Origin of the sequence: Aureimonas altamirensis, assembly GCF_023702225.1 — a bacterium.
Lineage (GTDB): Bacteria > Pseudomonadota > Alphaproteobacteria > Rhizobiales > Rhizobiaceae > Aureimonas > Aureimonas altamirensis_B.
The window spans coordinates 60,123-76,919 of sequence record NZ_JAMQCO010000009.1; the positions used below are offsets into that span (position 1 = coordinate 60,123).

The following is a 16,797-nucleotide window of genomic DNA, read 5'->3' on the forward strand; positions in this document are numbered from 1 at the left end:
AATGTCCGATGTTTCGTTTCATGACTATGCCGCCCTTCCGTCCGACGCGCGCGCCCGGCTGATGAAGCGCTCCGAGGCCGACCTTTCCGCGATCATCGACAAGGTGCGACCCATCATCGAAGCGGTGCGCACCGAGGGCGACGAGGCGCTCCTGCGCTTCGGGCGTGAATTCGACCGAGCCGAAGGGCTGTCGGCGGGCGGGCTGAAAGTATCCGAGGCAGAATTCGACGCCGCCTTCGCGGCCGTCGACGAGGCCGTCGTGGACGCCATCCGCTTCGGCATCGACAATATCCGCAGCTTCCACGAGGAGCAGAAGCCGGAAACCATGTGGATGAAGGAAATCCGTCCCGGCGCCTTCGCCGGCGACCGGTTCACCCCCATTCGCTCGGTGGCGCTGTACGTACCGCGCGGCAAGGGGTCCTTCCCCTCGGTGACGATGATGACGGCGGTGCCGGCCGTCGTTGCGGGTGTGCCGGATCTTGCCATCGTCACGCCGCCGGCCCCCGACGGCGGTGTCGATGCGGCCACGCTGGTGGCCGCGCGGCTTGCCGGGGTGGAGACGGTCTACAAGGTCGGCGGCGCGCAGGCGGTGGCGGCCGTTGCCTTCGGAACCGAAACGGTAAGGCCCGCCCTGAAGATCGTCGGGCCGGGAAGCCCTTGGGTGGTGGCGGCAAAGCGGCTTCTGGCCGGCACGCTGGACACCGGGCTGCCCGCCGGTCCATCGGAATCCATCATCTTCGCCGACGACACCGTTCACGGCGGGCTGGCAGCGCTTGACCTCCTGATCGAGGCCGAGCACGGGCCGGATTCATCCGCCTATCTCGTCACCCACAGCCGCCGCGTCGCGGATGAGGCTCTTGCCGCCCTGCCGGAACTCTGGGCGCGGATGACCGAGCAGCGCGTGGCCTTTTCACGCGCGGTGCTTACGGGTCGTACGGGGGGCATCGTGCTGACCGGATCGGTGGAAGAGAGCTACGATTTCGTCAACGCCTATGCTCCCGAGCATCTGGAGATCCTGTCGAAGGAGCCCTACGACCATCTGGGGCGGATTACCGAGGCTTCGGAGATCCTGCTCGGTCAGCATACGCCGTGCAGTATCGCCAATTTCGGGCTTGGGCCGAATGCCGTGCTTCCCACAAGCCGCTGGGCGCGGACCTACGGGCCCTTGTCCGTTACGGACTTCGTCAAGCGCAGTTCGGTGGGCTACGTCACGGCGGCCGGTTTCCCGCTGCTGGCGGAACACGCGCACACGCTGGCGCTCTACGAGGGGTTTTCCTCCCACGCACTGGCCGTCTCGCCCCTCCGGCAGGACTTCATCCGATAGCAGGCAGGCGAAAGGCCCGACGCACATCGCGGCGGGCCCTGCGAGCGGCAATTTCGTTCAGTCGCGATCGCGGAAGGTGAGGCCGATGGCAAAGCCGATCAGGCCGGCGACCAGGAGGGACGAAAGGGGACGGTCCTGAACCTGGCGCCGCACGACCTTCTGGCCCTCATGGGCATAGGCGCCGGCGTTCTCGTAGATGTCGGACGCATAGCGCGAGGCTTCGTCCGCCGCTTCGCGGACGGCGTCGCGGCCCTGCCCATAAAGGTTCTGTGCCGTCCCTTCGGTCTCGCGGATCCGACCTTCGGCCGACTGGCGGTCCGATCCGACCGCATCTCCGAACGCGCCTTGAACCTTGCCGCCGAATTCCTTCGCAGCGCCTTCGAACCGGTTCTTGTCCATCACTGATTTCTCCTGCCGTAAGCATCGAACGCTTCGATGTGCCCCTATAAGCTTGCCAAACGGCGATTGGTTCATTTTGGGAGCGTTCCGCGCCTCGATGCGTTCCTGTCTCGTCCAAGAATGGAGACGAGAATGCAAATTTCCAAAGGCACGATGGTCGCGGTCGTCGACGGAGCGAAGTTGAGCTTGTTCCGAAATACGGGCGACGAGCAGAATCCCAGCCTGGAGCCGGTTGACGCGGGCGACATCGATACGTCCAATAAAAGCGGTGGTATCGGCCATGCCAGCAGCTCCGCCAACCCCGACGACAATACGCAGGACGAGGACGGTTTCGTGACCGGAGTGGTCGCCGCGCTGAACGAGAAGGCCATAACCGGCAAGGTGACGAGCCTCGTCATCATCGCCGCTCCACGCGCTTTGGGCGAAATGCGCAAGCATTACCACGCCAAGCTGAGCCAGGCCCTGATCGGGGAATTGTCGAAGGATTTGACCGGACAGTCGAGCGACGAGATCCTCAAGGCGATCGCCGCAGGCTGACGCGATCGGCGATCGCGTTTTAGTCTGGAGCGTCATCGGCGGCCGGCTCTGCACCGTCACACGATCTGCGGGCCGACCGCTGCAAGCGGACACGAAAAAGCCGCTGGGGATCTCACCCAACGGCTCCGGCGCTCTCTGCAGAGATATGCAATTCCGATGGCTCAACTCGCCAGTACATCCGTGGTCGGACGAAACATCGAAATCTTGAGCGCATCAACCTCTCGGGGACGCGCTGCACAAGGTCAATATGGGCCTGCGTGAGCGAGAAGTCAACCGCCGCGCCGGCGATCGACGCGAATGATTATGCGAAAGAGAGAAAAGTTGCGCCTGCGCAGATCATCATGAAGGCGACCAAGGCGAACGAGCGCTGCCAGTCGCGGCCTTTCTTCCTGACCGAGATCAAGACGGGTGCTCCAGGGGAAGCCGCTGTTCCGCGTCACGTGCCAGGCGCAGTGCCCGCAAGCGCGCACTTTTTGCCTTCGTTGTCGATATCGCTGTCAAGGCGGTTATGGAACTCGCACCGCCCGAGCTGACGATCGGCATGAAGAGCTTTTCAGCGAGCAGGCGCTGATCGGATGGGTTTTTCATGGAAACTTTCTTACCGGGCGTGTGATCTTGTCACGCGATTGCGCGGAAAACCCGGAGGCAGCCGTGGCTGCTGAGGTTCATATGGGGATCCTATCCGATTTTTCCATGGCTTTGTTCCTCGTTGGGCGCAAACGCCGCACTGAAATCATAGGAACGACTTCGGACGGCCCGGTGTTGGCCTTTCATCAGGAAGAGCCGGTCACCGGGGCCTTGGAGGGCGCGGTGCCGAACATCAGGAGACCTTACCATGGGCGAGAAGCTGACAGCACAGTTCGAGACGCGACGCGACGCGGAGATGGCGGTCGAGCGTCTGGTGCAGGAACATGAGGTCGAGCGCGGCTCGATCCTTATCTCGCCGGTCGGCGAAGACAATTCTGCCGGCGAGGAACCGGGCGGAAGCGACGCCAGGAGCGGGGAACCAAGCACGGAAGCGCGGACCGACCCGAAATTGGAAGGGCTGATCGAGGTATCGGTCGATCTTCAGGACGACACGAAGGTCGATGCTATTCGCGGCGCATTCACCGAGTTCCAAGGCAGGGAATAGGTGCTTCGCTGGCATTTGGTAGGCTTTTGGCCTCTAAGCTGCTGCCGGTTGCGTGGACACGAGCTTTGGGAAAACTCCGAAGTCCTAGCCAGTCTTCTTCCCGATATGCCGGCATTAAAAGTGGTAGCGGAGGAGGGACTTGAACCCCCGACACGCGGATTATGATTCCGCTGCTCTAACCAACTGAGCTACTCCGCCACGCAAGGCCGTAGGCCCGTAGCAAACCGCCAGACGCTGCGTGGACGGTGGCGCGATATAGGAAAAGCGCCGCGATCCTGTCAAGCGGTTCGCGGCGCGAATATCACTCGGAACGAAGATACGGCTCGACCGGGCCGGTCAACTTCATCGTCAGCGGCTTGCCGCGCCTGTCTACCGACTTGCCCAGGCTGACCCGCACCCATCCCTCGCTGACGCAATATTCCTCGACATTGGTCTTCTCTTCGCCCTTGAAGCGAATGCCGATGCCCTTCTGCAGCAGGTCTTCGTCGTAATAGGGGCTGTCGGGATCCACGGACAGGCGATCCGGCAAATCGGACATTGAAAAATCCTTCGTTTCCATCGATTGCATGGCGCGCCAATAGACCATTTGGCGATCATGCGAAACCGCCCGGATCGCAGCCTGTGGACAGCGGCGCGCCATTGACTCGCCCCGCCTCGTGCGGCACACAGCCGAAATGCTATTGGTCAGGCCAATTGCCTGACATCGCCATGGGATGGAAAGCATGAGCACCACCGCACGCGCCGCCAAGATCTTCGCACCGGAGGACCTGCGTTTCGTGGACGAGGCGCTGCAGCCCGTTGCGCCCGGCATGGTGCGCGTCGCCTTCGGCGCGGGAGGCATATGCGGCTCCGACATGCACTATTTCCGCCATGCGCGTACGGGCGATTTCGTGGTCACCTCTCCTCTGACGCTGGGCCACGAAGTGGCGGGCACTATCTCGGCACTCGGCGAGGGCGTCGCCGGCCTTGCCGTCGGCGACCGCGTGGCGGTGAACCCGTCGCGCTGGTGCGGCCACTGCAAGCCGTGTCTCGAAGGTCGTGAAAACCTGTGCGAGAATATCTATTTCATGGGTTCGGCGTCCAAGACGCCGCATATGGCCGGCGGCTTCGCAACCGAGTTCGACGCCGTGCCGGCACAATGCGTCAAGATACCGGACGGCCTGCCCATGGAGGCGGCCGCGCTTGCCGAGCCGCTGTCCGTCTGCCTGCATGCCGTATCGCGCGCCGGCGACATGACGGGTCGGCGCGCCCTGGTGATGGGCGCGGGCCCGATCGGGCTGCTGACGGCCATGGTGGCACGACACAAGGGCGCTTCGCAGGTGGCGATGGCCGATATCGCGGCGGGCCCGCTGGCTTTCGGACAGAAGCTCGGCTTTTCCCCCGTCGTGGACGTATCGAAGCAGGATCTGTCCGAGGGGCTCGGGACGCCGCCGGACGTCGTCTTCGAGGCGACCGGTTCGCCGGCCGGCCTGAACGCGGCGATCAAGGCCGTGCGACGCGGCGGCACCATCGTGCAGATCGGCAACCTCGCCGCCGGGGAACTGCCCGTGCTCGCCAATTCCGTCATGTCCAAGGAGATCGACCTCCTCGGGTCCTTCCGCTTCGGCAACGTGTTCGAGGAAGCGGTCGGGCTGATCGCCTCCGGAACCATCGACGTGACCGCGCTGATTACGGCGCGACGTCCCTTGCCCGATGTGGTCGAGGCATTCCGCCTGGCGCTGGATCGCTCGCAGAGCGTCAAGGTGATGCTGACCGCCGCCTGACGCAGCCACAGCCCAGACAGGATGGACCTCGCATGACCGAACGCCTCTCCGACGCCACCCTTGCCGCCCTCGAGCCGAGGATCGCGCGCCCTGCCTACGACCGCAGCTCGCTGAAGCATGGGATCGTCCATCTCGGTGTCGGAGCGTTCCACCGGGCGCACCAGGCCGTCTACACCGAGGCGGTCCTGAACGGCGGCGATACCGACTGGGGCATCCTCGGCATCTCCTTGCGCTCTCCCGATACACGCGATGCGCTGGCGCCGCAGGACGGCCTTTATGCCGTGGCGGTGCGCGATGCCACGGGCGAGAGCCTGCAGGTCGTGGGGGCGATTTCTTCTCTTCTGGTCGCTCCGGAATCGCCATCCGCCGTGCTCGACGCCCTGACGGCCCCCGATACGAGGATCGTCAGCCTGACGGTGACCGAAAAGGGATACTGCCACAAGCCGGCGACCGGCGAGCTCGACGAGGCCAATGCCGATATCGTGCACGATCTGGGTGCTCCGGCGACGCCGAAAAGCGCCATCGGCTATCTGGTCGAGGCGATTGCACGCCGGCGCGCGGCCGGGCTGGCGCCCTTCACGGTGCTGTCCTGCGACAATCTCCCGTCAAATGGCGAGACGGTGCGCCGTGTCGTCATGCGCTTCGCCGCGCTGCGCGATCCTGAACTGGCCGCCTATATCGGCGGGTCGGTGACATTTCCGTCGACCATGGTGGACAGGATCGTTCCGGCGACCACCGACGCCGACCGCCAGACCGTAGCCGATGCGCTCGGACTGGTGGACGCCTGGCCGATCGCGACCGAGCCTTTCAGCCAATGGGTCGTGGAGGACCGCTTCGCCAGCGGCCGGCCGGCCTGGGAAGACGCGGGCGTGACCTTCGTCGACGATGTAGAGCCCTTCGAACTGATGAAGCTGCGGCTTCTGAACGGCAGCCACTCCACGCTGGCCTATCTCGGATACCTCGCCGGGCACGAGACCGTGCACGCCACGATGACGGCGCCCGGTTTCGAGGCGCTGGTGCGCGGGCTGATGGAGGAGGAGGCCATTCCCACGCTTCCGCCGATCGCCGGGTTCGACATGCGCGCCTATGGCGGCGAGTTGCGGGAGCGATTCCGTAATCCAGCCCTGAAACACCGGACCTGGCAGATCGCCATGGACGGATCCCAGAAGATCCCGCAGCGGCTGCTGAACACGATCCGGGCCTGCCGCGCCGCAGGCCGCGAGCATGAGCGACTGTCGCTCGGCGTGGCGGCCTGGATGCGCTATGTGATGGGCACAGACGAGCAAGGCCGCCCCATCGACGTCCGCGATCCACTGGCCGCCCGGATGACGGCCGGGCTGGCCGGCAGGACATCGGCGCGGGACGTGGCTGAAGCCCTGTTCGGCCTTGGCGTCTTCGGCGACGACCTGCCCGCAGACACAGGCTTCGTGGACAGCCTGACGGCGCAACTCGACCGGCTGATGCGCGAGGGCGCGGCCAGGGTGGCGGCAAGCTTCGACTGATCAGGCCCCATAGAGCAGGGCGCCGCGGCGCTCTCGCCGCAGGAAGCGTCCCGTCATCAAGGCGGCGGAAGCGGCAAGACCGATGGCAAGGCCCCACCAGATGCCGATACCGCCCCAGCCGGCGACGAAGGCCAGCGTATAGGCCGTCGGCATGCCGATGCCCCAATAGCTGAGGATGGCGATCAGCATCGGCACCCTTGTATCGCGAAGGCCGCGCAACGCGCCGCTGGACAGGACCTGAATCGTATCGACCAACTGGAACGCCGCTGCGACGGCCACGAAGGGCACGGCATAGGCCAGAACCTGCGCGGAGCGCGGATCCGCCTCGTCGAGATAGAGCCCGATCAGCGCATAGGGCAGCGTCCAGAAGATGAGGGCGGCAAGCGATGCCACCGCCACGCCGACGCCGACCGCGGTACGCGCCGCGCGTGAGATCCCGGCAGGATCGCGCCGGCCATAGGCCCGTCCGACGCGTACCGTCGCCGCCCCGGCAAGGCCCAGCGGCACCATGAAGGCGATGCTGGCGAGTTGCAGTGCGATGCCGTGCGCCGCAAGCTGCAACGGGCCGAACCAACCCATCATGATCGAGGTGGCGGTGAACAGGCCGACTTCCGCCACGATGGTTGCCCCGATGGGCCAGCCGAGCCGGAGCACCTCGCGGAAGGCCGGCCAGTCGGGCCGCAGGAAGCGCACGAAGAGCTCATAGCCGCGCAGCAGCGGGTGACGCGCGCAATACAGGAACAGGAAAAGCGCGACGGCAGACACGGCTATCAGCGTGGCGAGCCCGGAGCCCGCCATGCCCATTGCGGGCAGGCCGAAATGCCCGAAGATCAGCGCGTAGTTGAGTGCCGCATTGACCACGACGCCGATGACGAGCGCAAGGAGCACGACGCGCGGGCGCTCTATCGCGCTGAGAAACGAGCGCAGCACCATGACGAACAGTTGCAGGACAAGCGACCACTGCAGCACTCGCATGTACTGGCCGGCCAGGGCGGCGATATCGGGCTGCTGGCCAAGCGCCTCGAGAACCGGCTCGGCGAACCACAGGGGGACCATGAACACGGCGGAGTATGCGAATACGGCCCATAGCCCCATGCGGACCGACCGGCGAATGCCGCGCGTGTCGCCGGCACCGGCCGCATTGGCGGCCAGCGGCATCACCGCGTAGGCGAGGCCGGAGCCGAACATCCATACCACGAAAAACATCTGCCAGCCCAGCACGGCGGCAGCCAGTTCCAATGGGCCGAGCCAGCCGAGCATCACCGTGTTGGTGACGTTCATGCCGACTTGTGCGAGTTGCGCGCCGATCAGCGGCAGGCCGAGAGCGAGGGTCGATTTGAGGTGGAAAGCCCACGAGCCGCCATTCGTGCGGGTCGCATCCGGGGCATCGGCGGACATGATGGGCGTTTCCTCAGATTTTCTTTACCGCATTATGGCGGTTTACTCCGGTGGTTAGCGCATTGGATTCGGCTTGCGCAAGCTTTTCGGAAAGATCCCCGGCGTCGAAGGGAACGACCATGGATGATGGATGGGCCGTCGGCCTGATGACGGGTACGGCGCTGGACGGCAATGTGGATGTGGCCCTTCTGAAAACCGACGGAACCGATATCCTGGAACTCGGGCCGCAGGCGCTGGAGCCCTATCCCGCCGAGGTGACCCTCCTTCTGCGACAGGCGATGGCGGAAGCCGCGACGTGGAACTTCACGGGGCCGGAGCCGGCCCTGTTCCGCCAGGCTGAGGAAGCCCTGACACGCGCCCAGGCGGGCGCGGTGATGGCGGTTCTGGCGCGCGAGAACATCGAGCCGGCCGAGGTTTCGGTGATCGGCTTTCATGGCCAGACGGTTCTGCACCGCGCCGCGACGTCCGCCCGGAAGGGGGCGAGCCGGCAACTGGGCGACGGCATGCTGATGGCCCGGCTGACGGGTATCGCCACCGTCAGCGATTTTCGGGGAGCGGACATCGCCGCCGGCGGGCAGGGCGCCCCATTGGCCCCGGTCTACCACCGTGCCCTGTTGCGCCATATCGGAGCCGGCCCCGGCAGCGCGCTGCTCAACCTCGGAGGCGTCGGCAACATCACCTGGTGCGCGCCGGACGGTATGTTGCATGCCTTCGACACCGGCCCGGCCAACGCGCCGCTGGACGACTGGATATCTGCCCATACCGGCCGGGCGATGGACAGGGACGGGGCCATCGCGTCGTCCGGCATCGTCGACGAAGCGCGCCTGGCGCAGCTTGCCGGCCACCCTTATCTGACCGCGCCCTATCCCAAGTCGCTCGACCGGAACGACTTTACCTCGGCGCTCGCCGAGGGGCTTTCGCTGCCGGATGGCGCCGCCCTGCTATCGGCCTTTCCCGCCCTGTGCGTTGCCGCGGGATTGAAGCTCCTGCCCGGACGTGTGGACCGGATCATCGTTTCCGGCGGCGGCCGCAAGAACCCCGTCATCATGCGCGAAATCGCATCGCGATGCGGCGTGAAGGCGCTCGATGCCGACACGGTCGGCCTGCGCGGAGACGCCGTGGAAGCCGAGTGCTTCGCGTTGCTGGCCGTGCGCAGCCTGCATGGCCTGCCGTTGAGCTTCCCCGGCACGACCGGCGTTCCGCGTCCGATGACGGGGGGTGTCCTGTCCAGACCGTAAGACCGTAGCGTCCAGCGCCGAGGCATCTTTCCGGCCCGTTTCGCGTTCAAGTCTGGAACGGTTACAGGGAAGGACGGCATCGGCCATGAAACTGACGGTCAATGGCAGCGATCACACGCTGGACGTCGACATAAGGACGTCTCTTCTCGACGCGCTGAGGGAGCATCTCGCGCTGACAGGCACCAAGAAAGGGTGCGACCACGGACAATGCGGCGCATGCACGGTGCTGGTGAACGGTCGCAGGATCAATGCCTGCCTGACGCTCGCCGTCATGCACGAGGGTGACGAGATCGTCACGATCGAGGGGCTGGGCATGCCCGGCAACCTCCATCCGATGCAGGAAAGCTTTCTCAAGCACGACGGATTTCAGTGCGGCTATTGCACGCCCGGCCAGATCACCTCTGCCGTCGGCATGCTGGGCGAGGTCAAGGATGGCTGGCCAAGCCATGCCACCGAGTTGCTGGACGGCGGAGCGGAACTGACCGACGCGGAAATTTCCGAGCGCATGAGCGGCAATATCTGCCGCTGCTCCTGCTACCCCAACATCGTCGACGCAATCCGCGATGCAGCCGCGAAGGTGGACTCATGAGGCATTTCGACTACGTCCGGCAAACCGAGCCGGCAGCAGCCGCCCTTGCGGCATCGGCGGACGGCGCGCGTTTCATCGCCGGTGGAACCAACCTTCTGGACCTGATGAAGCTTCAGGTCGAAACGCCTGAAACGCTCGTCGACATTTCCCGCCTGCCGTTGAAGGACATCGAGCCGGACGCGGACGGCGGGCTGCGTGTCGGAGCTCTCGTCACCAACAGCGATCTCGCTGCGGACCCGACCATCCGGCGGGACTATCCCGTGCTGTCGCGGGCGCTGCTGGCCGGCGCTTCGGGGCAGCTTCGCAACAAGGCGACGACCGGCGGCAACCTGCTGCAGCGGACTCGGTGCGGCTATTTCTACGAGACGAGCGCCGCCTGCAACAAGCGTCAGCCAGGTAGCGGCTGCGATGCCATGCAGGGATTCAACCGCATGCTGGCCATCCTCGGCACCTCGGACCAGTGTATCGCCGCGCACCCGTCCGACATGGCGGTTGCGATGCGCGCCCTGGATGCCGAGGTGGAGACCCTCGGCGCGCAGGGCGGCACACGGCGCATACCGCTACAGTCGTTCCACCGCGAGCCGGGCGATACGCCGCAGATCGAGACGACGCTGGAGCCCGGCGAGCTGATCACCGGCGTGGTGCTTCCGCCGCCGCCGGCCGGTCATCATGTGTATCGCAAGGTCCGCGACCGCGCCTCCTATGCCTTCGCCCTGGTGTCCGTGGCTGCCGTCGTCGCCGTGGAGGAGGGCCGGATCCAGTCCGCGCGCCTTGCTTTCGGCGGCATCGGCACGGTGCCATGGCGATCCCGCGCCGTCGAGGAGACCTTGGCCGGCGAGCGTCCGGAGCGCGCCCTGTTTCTGGACGCCGCGGATATCCTGCTTCGTGACGCTGTGGGCCACGGCGACAATGATTTCAAGATCGACCTCGCGCGCCGCACACTGGTTGCCGTGCTTGAGGAGACGACGGGAGGTTCGCGCGCATGAGTGCCGTCAAGACAAGCTACAGGATGGATGAACCGGCGGACGATACGCGCCTCGACAGAAGCGCCCTGTCCGTGATCGGCAAGCCGGTCGACCGGTACGAGGGGCAGCTCAAGGTCAGCGGCCAGGCGCCTTACGCCTATGAACAGATGAAGGACCGGTCATCCGACTGCGCCTACGGCTTCCTCGTGCTGTCGTCTCGCGGGGCGGGCAATATAGCGCGCCTCGATGTCGACGCGGCGAAGGCGGCTCCGGGTGTCCTGCATGTCGTGACGGACCCGCGGGGCGTGCGTGCCGCAGCCGACCCGAGCGACGACAAGCCTGCGCTCATCGACGGCAAGGTCGCCTATTATGGGCAGCCCATATGCCTCGTCGTGGCAGAAAGCTACGAAGCGGCGCGGGATGCGGCGAAATCGGTGCGGATCGACTACGAGCCGATGCCCGGTCGCTACGACCTGATGGAGGGGTTGTCGGAAGCGTTCGACCCCGGCGACGGCGCAATGCCGTCCACGGTGCTGAAGGGCGATTTCGACGCCGCATTCGCACAGGCGGAGGTGACGCTGGATGAAACCTACACCACGCCCGGCCAGAGCCATGCGGCCATGGAGCCGCATGCGGCCATAGCCGAATGGGACGGCGACAGCCTGACGCTTCATGGCTGCTACCAGCTCGTATCCACCAATGTCGGCCAGTTGGCCGCGGCGCTCGGGATCGGCAAGGACAAGGTGCGCCTGATCGCGCCCTATATCGGCGGCGGCTTCGGCGGGAAGCTCGGTATCGGGCCGGAAGCCGTCTTTGCGGCGCTTGCCGCCAAAGAGGTCGGGCGCCCGGTGAAGATCGCACTCACACGGCAGCAGGTTTTCCAGACGACGAGCCGACGCACCGATACGGTCCAGCGCATGCGCATCGGCGCGACGCGGGACGGTCGCATAACGGCGATCGCGCACGACACTGTCTCGGGCAACACCGAGGGGGATTCCTTCTTCGAGCCGGCCGGCATATCGACGGTGTTCCTGTATTCCGGCGACAACCGCCGCATCACGCATCGCAAGGTCGATGTGAACGTCCTGCTGGCTTCCTCCATGCGTGCGCCGGGTGAAGCCGTCGGTATGCTGGCGCTCGAGAACGCCATGGACGAGATGGCCGAGAAGCTCGGCCTCGACCCCATCGATTTCCGCAAACGCAACGAGCCGGAGATGGACCCGCAGGATGGGCTGCCCTTTTCGTCGCGGCGCCTGGTGGACTGCATGGACGAGGGCGCACGGCTGTTCGGCTGGGACGCACGCCCGGAGAGGCCCGGCAGCCGACGCGAGGGCGACTGGCTCATCGGTTACGGCATGGCCGCAGCCTCGCGCAAGAACCTCGTGATGCCGGCAAGCGTACGCCTGACGCTGTCGACCGACGGGAAGGTGCGTATCGAAACCGACATGACCGATATCGGCACGGGCACCTATACGATCCTGTCGCAGATCGCCGCCGACATCCTGGGGGTCGACCTGCAGGACGTGACCGTCCTTCTGGGCGATTCCAGCCTGCCGCAAGGGCCGGGGTCCGGCGGCTCCTGGGGGGCCAGTTCATCCGGTTCCGCCGTCTATACGGCCTGCGAGGCCGCCATCGCGGCGCTCGCGGAGCGCATGGAGGTTGCACCGGCGGATATGACGCTGGCCGATGGCAATGCAATCGCAGACAACAGGCAGGTTAAGTTGACCGCGCTGCTCGGTACCGAAGACCTCGTCGTGGATGCTACCTTCAAGCCGGGCAAGGCCTTCAAGTCCACGCACCAGGCCAGCTATGGCGCGCATTTCTGCGAGGTCGCGGTTAATGCAGTGACGGGTGAAACGCGTATCCGGCGGCTGCTGACCGTCGGGGCTGCCGGCCGGATCCTGAACGAAAAGACTGCGCGGTCGCAGTGTTTCGGGGGACAGATCTTCGGGATAGGCACGGCGTTGACGGAAGAGCTCGTCATCGATCCGCGCAGCGGGCTGATGGTGAATCACGATCTGGCCGAATATCATGTCCCGGTGAATGCCGACGTGCCGCAATTGGAGGTGGTTTTGCTGCCGGAGCTCGATCGCTACGCCAGCCCGCTCGCGTCCAAGGGCATCGGCGAACTGGCGATCAGCGGCGTCGGCGCGGCGGTGACGAACGCCATCTACAATGCCTGCGGCGTACGCGTCCGCGACTATCCGATGACACTGGACAAGGTGCTGAAGGGGCTGCCGGCCCTTGCCTCATAGCCGGGCTTCGGCCCGAGGCGAGGCGGCTTCCGCCAGAGCCGCCTCGATCGCCTCGGGCATCGGTTTCTTGCGGGACAGGGCCGCCGTCAGGGCGCCGACGAAACTGTTGCTGACGGCACGCACGTTCATGTCCTGGCCGTGCGGCGAAAGAAAGCGCTGTGCGGGCGCGTCGCCCTCCGCGTAGACCGCGCCCTCATGCCCGTCCGTCGTTACCACGGCGAAGGAGGCCCAGTAGGCAAGCGCGCCGACCATCTCGGTCGTCGTCTGGCAGTCGCCCAGCATGTCCTGCCCCAGAAGCCCCACCGCTTTCTGCAATTCGCCCTGGCGAAGGATCAGGATATCGGTTCTGCCCAATACGGCATGCAACTCCGGCATGGCGAAGATGGCGGGCATGCAGGACAGGTTGAAGACGACACGCGCACCCGCGCTGCGCGCCGCCCGCGCGACCTTCATGAGATGTGCGAAGGGAATTTCGACGTTCAGGACCGCAAGGGCGTCGCATTCGAGCCCGAGGTCGCCGTCTTCGGCCGGATTGGCGGAAAACAGCTCGAGCGACCCGGGAAGGCCGTCCACGGCGGGCATGGCGCGCGCTTCGTCCAGGACGACCAGCCTGATACGGTTGCCCCCCTCGGCCGCGGCCTTGATCTGCTCGCTGACCGCGCTTCCCGACATGCCGGCGCCCAGGGCCACGACGTCGCCCGCAGTTCCGAAAAAGATCAGCATGTTCCCTCACTCGAAAGGCCGATTGAACAGCAGCCCTTTTGGATGAGCATTGCTGTTAACCGTGATCCGTCAAGTTCGGAGAACGCTGGGAGGCGACTTCGGTTACAATAATTTCACGTTGCGATCTTTATGTCGCAAAGAAACTATCGATAGCTGGATCAGCGACGGAAGCGACCGCGATCGATCTCCCGCTGGCGAATCTCCAGATCGGCCAGGGACGTGGCTTCGTTCAGGTAGCTTTCCTCGACATCGCTTGTGCGGACGACCAGGCGGCGCAGGTGATGGCGCAAATTCATGGGTTCTCTCCTTTCGGCGCTGTCCCTAGAGTATGTGCCGCCTGGATTTGCTGCAATGCAACATGACGCATGGCTGGCATGCTGCCTCGCAGCAGCCCGTCGGAGCACGAAATCTCTTGCAATGCACCATCGTTACATTCATATATGAATGTAATTATTGGAGCCTCGATGAGACGTACGAAACAGGAAGCGGCGGAAACCCGGGAGGCGATCCTCGACGCTGCGGAATCCGTGTTCTTCGAGAGGGGCGTCAGCCAGACGAGCCTCAACCAGATCGCTGCCGCAGCCGGCGTCACGCGCGGCGCGATCTACTGGCACTTCTCCAACAAGTCCGACCTGTTCCGCGCCATGTGCGACCGTGCCCACCTGCCGCAGGAGGAGTTCTTCCGGGCGCAGGCCTTGCTGGAGGCTCCATCGCCGCTGAGACACCTTCGGGATTTCACCGTGGAGACGTTCGAGCGCTTCCAGAACGACGAGCGCGCCAAACGGGTCTTCACCATCATCCTCCTGCGATGCGAGTATGTCGGCGAGATGGAAGAGGCGCTGTGCGCCCACAGGCAGGACCGGGAGGTCATGCGCGCCAATGTCTCGGCGATCTTCGACAGGGCTGCGACCGCCGGCCAGCTTGGTCCGGGCTGGACGGCCGAGGCGGCCACGAACGCCTATATCTGCATCCTCGTAGGGCTGTTCGGAGAATGGCTCAAGGATAGCTGCGAGTTCGACCTGGGCCGCGTTGGCCGCCTGACCATGGACAGCCTCTTCGGCAGCATGGCGGCATGCCCGTCCGCCGCCTCCGACTGAGAGCCCGCCGGAAGGCGCTCCATCGCCTGCAGCCGCTTCCGCGCCCGATGAAACAGGATATGGCGCGACACATCATAGCCCGGCCGACCGCTGCGCGCCTGCCGGGACAGGTGTTCGATACGGTCCTGCAGCAGCTGCGACGCCGCAGCCGCAAGCTTGCGCGGCAGCCGCCCGTCAGGCGCTTCCAATACCTGCACCGAGCATCGGGGGTAGCCGAGATGAAGCAGAACCCCCATCAGTTCCAGATTGGCCTGCACCTTCGTCCTGGCTTCGGCGGCCTGCGCCACGAAGGCGCGGGCCGCGCGCGCCAGCGCCTTCTCCATCTCCGTTTCCCCATCCATGTCGCTCTCCTTCCGCGATATCGGAACGGGAAGGGTGAGGCTACGCCTTAGGGTGGGGATAAATACTCTAGACTAATATCGTGAATTGCAGTGGAAAACGCTGCCATCAGGGACTTTGGTTGCCCCCGGAAATCCGATTGTGTGTGAATTTATTCACATGCTCCGCCGATGTCGTTCAATCGGCGCGTCAAGGAGTTTCCGGGGTAGAGCGATGATGACTATGCATACCATGCCGTCGGCGTACCAGCGGGCGCAGGCCACGCGGGCCGCCGGACGCGTATCCGGCCCATGCGGCATGGCGATCGCCATCGCCGCCGCCTTCTGCAACCATCAGGAAAGCGAGATCGCCGCGCCGACACGCTCTTCCGCGTCCGTATGCGACGCCCGCCATATCGCCATGTATCTGGCCCATGTCGTTTTCCAGTGCCCGGCCCGCCAGATTGCGGACGCCTTCCGGCGCGACCGGACAAGTATCGGGCATGCCCTGCGCCGCGTAGAGGATCGCCGCGACGATCCGACCTTCGATGCGTTCCTGGCGCGTATGGAGCGCTTCGCCGAAAGTTGCCGGGATATGATGGCATCGCCGTGGGAGGCTGGCCGATAATGCGTACGCGGACGGACGATGTGCTCCTGCGTCTCGGCAGGGCGGAGCGCGGCGGCAAGGCGTTTCTGAGCAACGCCGAACGGGAGGCGGGTGAGCGGTTCTCGCGCGATTTCGAGTTTGCGGGCCTCCAGCCTTCGACGAGCCAGAGCTACGAACCCACGCCGAAAGGGCAGCGCGGCGGCCCGGACGACAGGGGCGCCGACGCCGCGATCGACGCGCGAACGCGGGTGGGGAAGGCTCTTGCGGCGATCGGGCCGGAGCTTTCGGGCATCGTGATGGATATATGCGGCCTGCAACTCGGCCTCGAGGAGGTGGAGCGGCAGCGCGGCTGGCCGGTGCGTTCCGGCAAGCTGGTGTTGAAGCTGGCGTTGGGATCGCTTGCGCGCCACTACGGCTACAGCGACGAAGCTGTCGGCCCGGCACGGGAAGGCACGCGGTTGCGCGGCTGGATGGGCGCCGGGGCGCGGCCGTCTATGCGGCCGGCTGAACCACCCGCCGCGCATCGTCCTTGATGCGGGCCACCATGGAACGAAGTCCATTAGAGCGTTGGGGCGTCAGGTGCTCCTGCAGGCCGAGCCGCGCGAACATCGTTTCGGCATCGGTCTCCAGGATCTCCGGCGCGGTGCGGCCGGAATACAGGGCCAGGGTGATGGCGACGAGGCCACGTACGATATGCGCGTCGGATTCGCCCGCATAGTGAAGGCGCGGCGTCGCACCTTCCTCCAGCGTCTGTTTCAACCAGACCTGACTGACGCAGCCGCGCACCTTGGTGGCCTCGTTCATGTCTTCCGGCGCCATGGGCGGCAATTCCCGCCCGAGCTCGATGACGTAGCGGTACTTGTCTTCCCAATCGTCCAGAAACTCGAAGTCGGAGAGGATATCCTCGATCTTGCGCATGGTGTCTCGTTTCGTTGGGCCGCGCGGATGCAA

Annotated in this window: 19 protein-coding genes and 1 tRNA gene; 13 read left to right on the forward strand and 7 right to left on the reverse strand. The window is 65.3% G+C overall.

Annotated features, from left to right (window positions below):
* The first annotated feature begins 1 nt into the window (after window position 1).
* A complete protein-coding gene (hisD, locus tag NDN16_RS15425; RefSeq protein ID WP_251114360.1) occupies window positions 2-1,324 on the forward strand; it encodes a histidinol dehydrogenase in 1,323 nt (440 codons plus the stop codon).
* A 57-nt stretch (window positions 1,325-1,381) separates the two neighbouring features.
* Here hisD and NDN16_RS15430 read toward each other — a convergent pair whose 3' ends face one another.
* Window positions 1,382-1,723, reverse strand: a complete 342-nt coding sequence (locus tag NDN16_RS15430) for a CsbD family protein (protein WP_251114361.1) — start codon at window positions 1,721-1,723, stop codon at window positions 1,382-1,384.
* A 132-nt stretch (window positions 1,724-1,855) separates the two neighbouring features.
* Here NDN16_RS15430 and NDN16_RS15435 point away from each other — a divergent pair, with 132 nt between their 5' ends.
* The 3 genes from NDN16_RS15435 (at window position 1,856) to NDN16_RS15445 (ending at window position 3,392) form a co-directional block, all read left to right on the forward strand.
* On the forward strand, window positions 1,856-2,260 hold the full coding sequence (locus tag NDN16_RS15435; protein ID WP_251114362.1) for a host attachment family protein: 405 nt from the start codon (window positions 1,856-1,858) through the stop codon (window positions 2,258-2,260).
* A gap of 257 nt (window positions 2,261-2,517) precedes the next feature.
* A complete protein-coding gene (locus NDN16_RS15440) occupies window positions 2,518-2,793 on the forward strand; it encodes a hypothetical protein (RefSeq protein WP_251114363.1) in 276 nt (91 codons plus the stop codon).
* A gap of 302 nt (window positions 2,794-3,095) precedes the next feature.
* Window positions 3,096-3,392, forward strand: a complete 297-nt coding sequence (locus NDN16_RS15445; protein WP_251114364.1) for a hypothetical protein — start codon at window positions 3,096-3,098, stop codon at window positions 3,390-3,392.
* Between the two features lie 121 nt (window positions 3,393-3,513).
* On the opposite strand, the gene NDN16_RS15450 is transcribed toward NDN16_RS15445, so the two are convergent.
* Both NDN16_RS15450 and NDN16_RS15455 read right to left on the reverse strand, forming a co-directional pair.
* Window positions 3,514-3,590: transfer RNA gene (locus NDN16_RS15450), tRNA-Met, on the reverse strand.
* A gap of 103 nt (window positions 3,591-3,693) precedes the next feature.
* Window positions 3,694-3,930: a DUF3297 family protein gene (locus tag NDN16_RS15455; RefSeq protein ID WP_251114365.1), complete on the reverse strand. Its 237-nt coding sequence runs from the start codon at window positions 3,928-3,930 to the stop codon at window positions 3,694-3,696.
* A 184-nt stretch (window positions 3,931-4,114) separates the two neighbouring features.
* Here NDN16_RS15455 and NDN16_RS15460 point away from each other — a divergent pair, with 184 nt between their 5' ends.
* Both NDN16_RS15460 and NDN16_RS15465 read left to right on the forward strand, forming a co-directional pair.
* Window positions 4,115-5,155 (forward strand): L-idonate 5-dehydrogenase, encoded by a 1,041-nt coding sequence (locus NDN16_RS15460; protein WP_251114366.1) that lies wholly within the window; start codon window positions 4,115-4,117, stop codon window positions 5,153-5,155.
* Between the two features lie 32 nt (window positions 5,156-5,187).
* Window positions 5,188-6,657 (forward strand): mannitol dehydrogenase family protein, encoded by a 1,470-nt coding sequence (locus NDN16_RS15465; RefSeq protein ID WP_251114367.1) that lies wholly within the window; start codon window positions 5,188-5,190, stop codon window positions 6,655-6,657.
* Here the strand turns inward: NDN16_RS15465 and NDN16_RS15470 are convergent, their stop codons facing one another.
* On the reverse strand, window positions 6,658-8,055 hold the full coding sequence (locus NDN16_RS15470) for an MATE family efflux transporter (protein ID WP_251114368.1): 1,398 nt from the start codon (window positions 8,053-8,055) through the stop codon (window positions 6,658-6,660).
* A gap of 119 nt (window positions 8,056-8,174) precedes the next feature.
* On the opposite strand from NDN16_RS15470, the gene NDN16_RS15475 reads away from it, so the two are divergent.
* The 4 genes from NDN16_RS15475 to NDN16_RS15490 all read left to right on the forward strand — a co-directional run bounded on the left by NDN16_RS15475 (window position 8,175) and on the right by NDN16_RS15490 (window position 13,102).
* The gene (locus NDN16_RS15475; protein ID WP_251114369.1) at window positions 8,175-9,293 is read left to right on the forward strand and encodes an anhydro-N-acetylmuramic acid kinase; all 1,119 of its coding nucleotides are present in this window, start codon (window positions 8,175-8,177) and stop codon (window positions 9,291-9,293) included.
* An 85-nt stretch (window positions 9,294-9,378) separates the two neighbouring features.
* A complete protein-coding gene (locus tag NDN16_RS15480) occupies window positions 9,379-9,882 on the forward strand; it encodes a 2Fe-2S iron-sulfur cluster-binding protein (RefSeq protein WP_251114370.1) in 504 nt (167 codons plus the stop codon).
* Window positions 9,879-10,868, forward strand: a complete 990-nt coding sequence (locus NDN16_RS15485) for an FAD binding domain-containing protein (RefSeq protein WP_251114371.1) — start codon at window positions 9,879-9,881, stop codon at window positions 10,866-10,868. The genes NDN16_RS15480 and NDN16_RS15485 overlap by 4 nt, the downstream gene beginning before the upstream one ends.
* The gene (locus NDN16_RS15490) at window positions 10,865-13,102 is read left to right on the forward strand and encodes a xanthine dehydrogenase family protein molybdopterin-binding subunit (protein ID WP_435301110.1); all 2,238 of its coding nucleotides are present in this window, start codon (window positions 10,865-10,867) and stop codon (window positions 13,100-13,102) included. The genes NDN16_RS15485 and NDN16_RS15490 overlap by 4 nt, the downstream gene beginning before the upstream one ends.
* Here the strand turns inward: NDN16_RS15490 and NDN16_RS15495 are convergent.
* Together NDN16_RS15495 and NDN16_RS15500 are read right to left on the reverse strand one after the other, a co-directional pair.
* Window positions 13,097-13,825, reverse strand: coding sequence for a PfkB family carbohydrate kinase (locus tag NDN16_RS15495; RefSeq protein ID WP_251114372.1), 729 nt, complete (start codon window positions 13,823-13,825; stop codon window positions 13,097-13,099). The two genes, NDN16_RS15490 and NDN16_RS15495, sit on opposite strands and share 6 nt — an antisense overlap.
* A gap of 158 nt (window positions 13,826-13,983) precedes the next feature.
* Window positions 13,984-14,121, reverse strand: a complete 138-nt coding sequence (locus NDN16_RS15500; protein ID WP_251114373.1) for a DUF3563 family protein — start codon at window positions 14,119-14,121, stop codon at window positions 13,984-13,986.
* 168 nt (window positions 14,122-14,289) lie between these two features.
* Here NDN16_RS15500 and NDN16_RS15505 point away from each other — a divergent pair, with 168 nt between their 5' ends.
* The 3 genes from NDN16_RS15505 (at window position 14,290) to NDN16_RS15515 (ending at window position 16,379) form a co-directional block, all read left to right on the forward strand.
* Window positions 14,290-14,922, forward strand: a complete 633-nt coding sequence (locus tag NDN16_RS15505; RefSeq protein ID WP_251114374.1) for a TetR family transcriptional regulator — start codon at window positions 14,290-14,292, stop codon at window positions 14,920-14,922.
* 552 nt (window positions 14,923-15,474) lie between these two features.
* Window positions 15,475-15,867: a helix-turn-helix domain-containing protein gene (locus NDN16_RS15510; RefSeq protein WP_285292748.1), complete on the forward strand. Its 393-nt coding sequence runs from the start codon at window positions 15,475-15,477 to the stop codon at window positions 15,865-15,867.
* Entirely contained in the window at window positions 15,867-16,379 is a 513-nt protein-coding gene (locus tag NDN16_RS15515; protein ID WP_251114376.1) for a DUF6456 domain-containing protein, read from the forward strand. Before NDN16_RS15510 ends, NDN16_RS15515 begins: the two co-directional genes overlap by 1 nt.
* Here NDN16_RS15515 and NDN16_RS15520 read toward each other — a convergent pair.
* Window positions 16,339-16,764 (reverse strand): SufE family protein, encoded by a 426-nt coding sequence (locus tag NDN16_RS15520; protein ID WP_251114377.1) that lies wholly within the window; start codon window positions 16,762-16,764, stop codon window positions 16,339-16,341. The genes NDN16_RS15515 and NDN16_RS15520 overlap by 41 nt on opposite strands.
* Window positions 16,765-16,797: the final 33 nt, after the last annotated feature.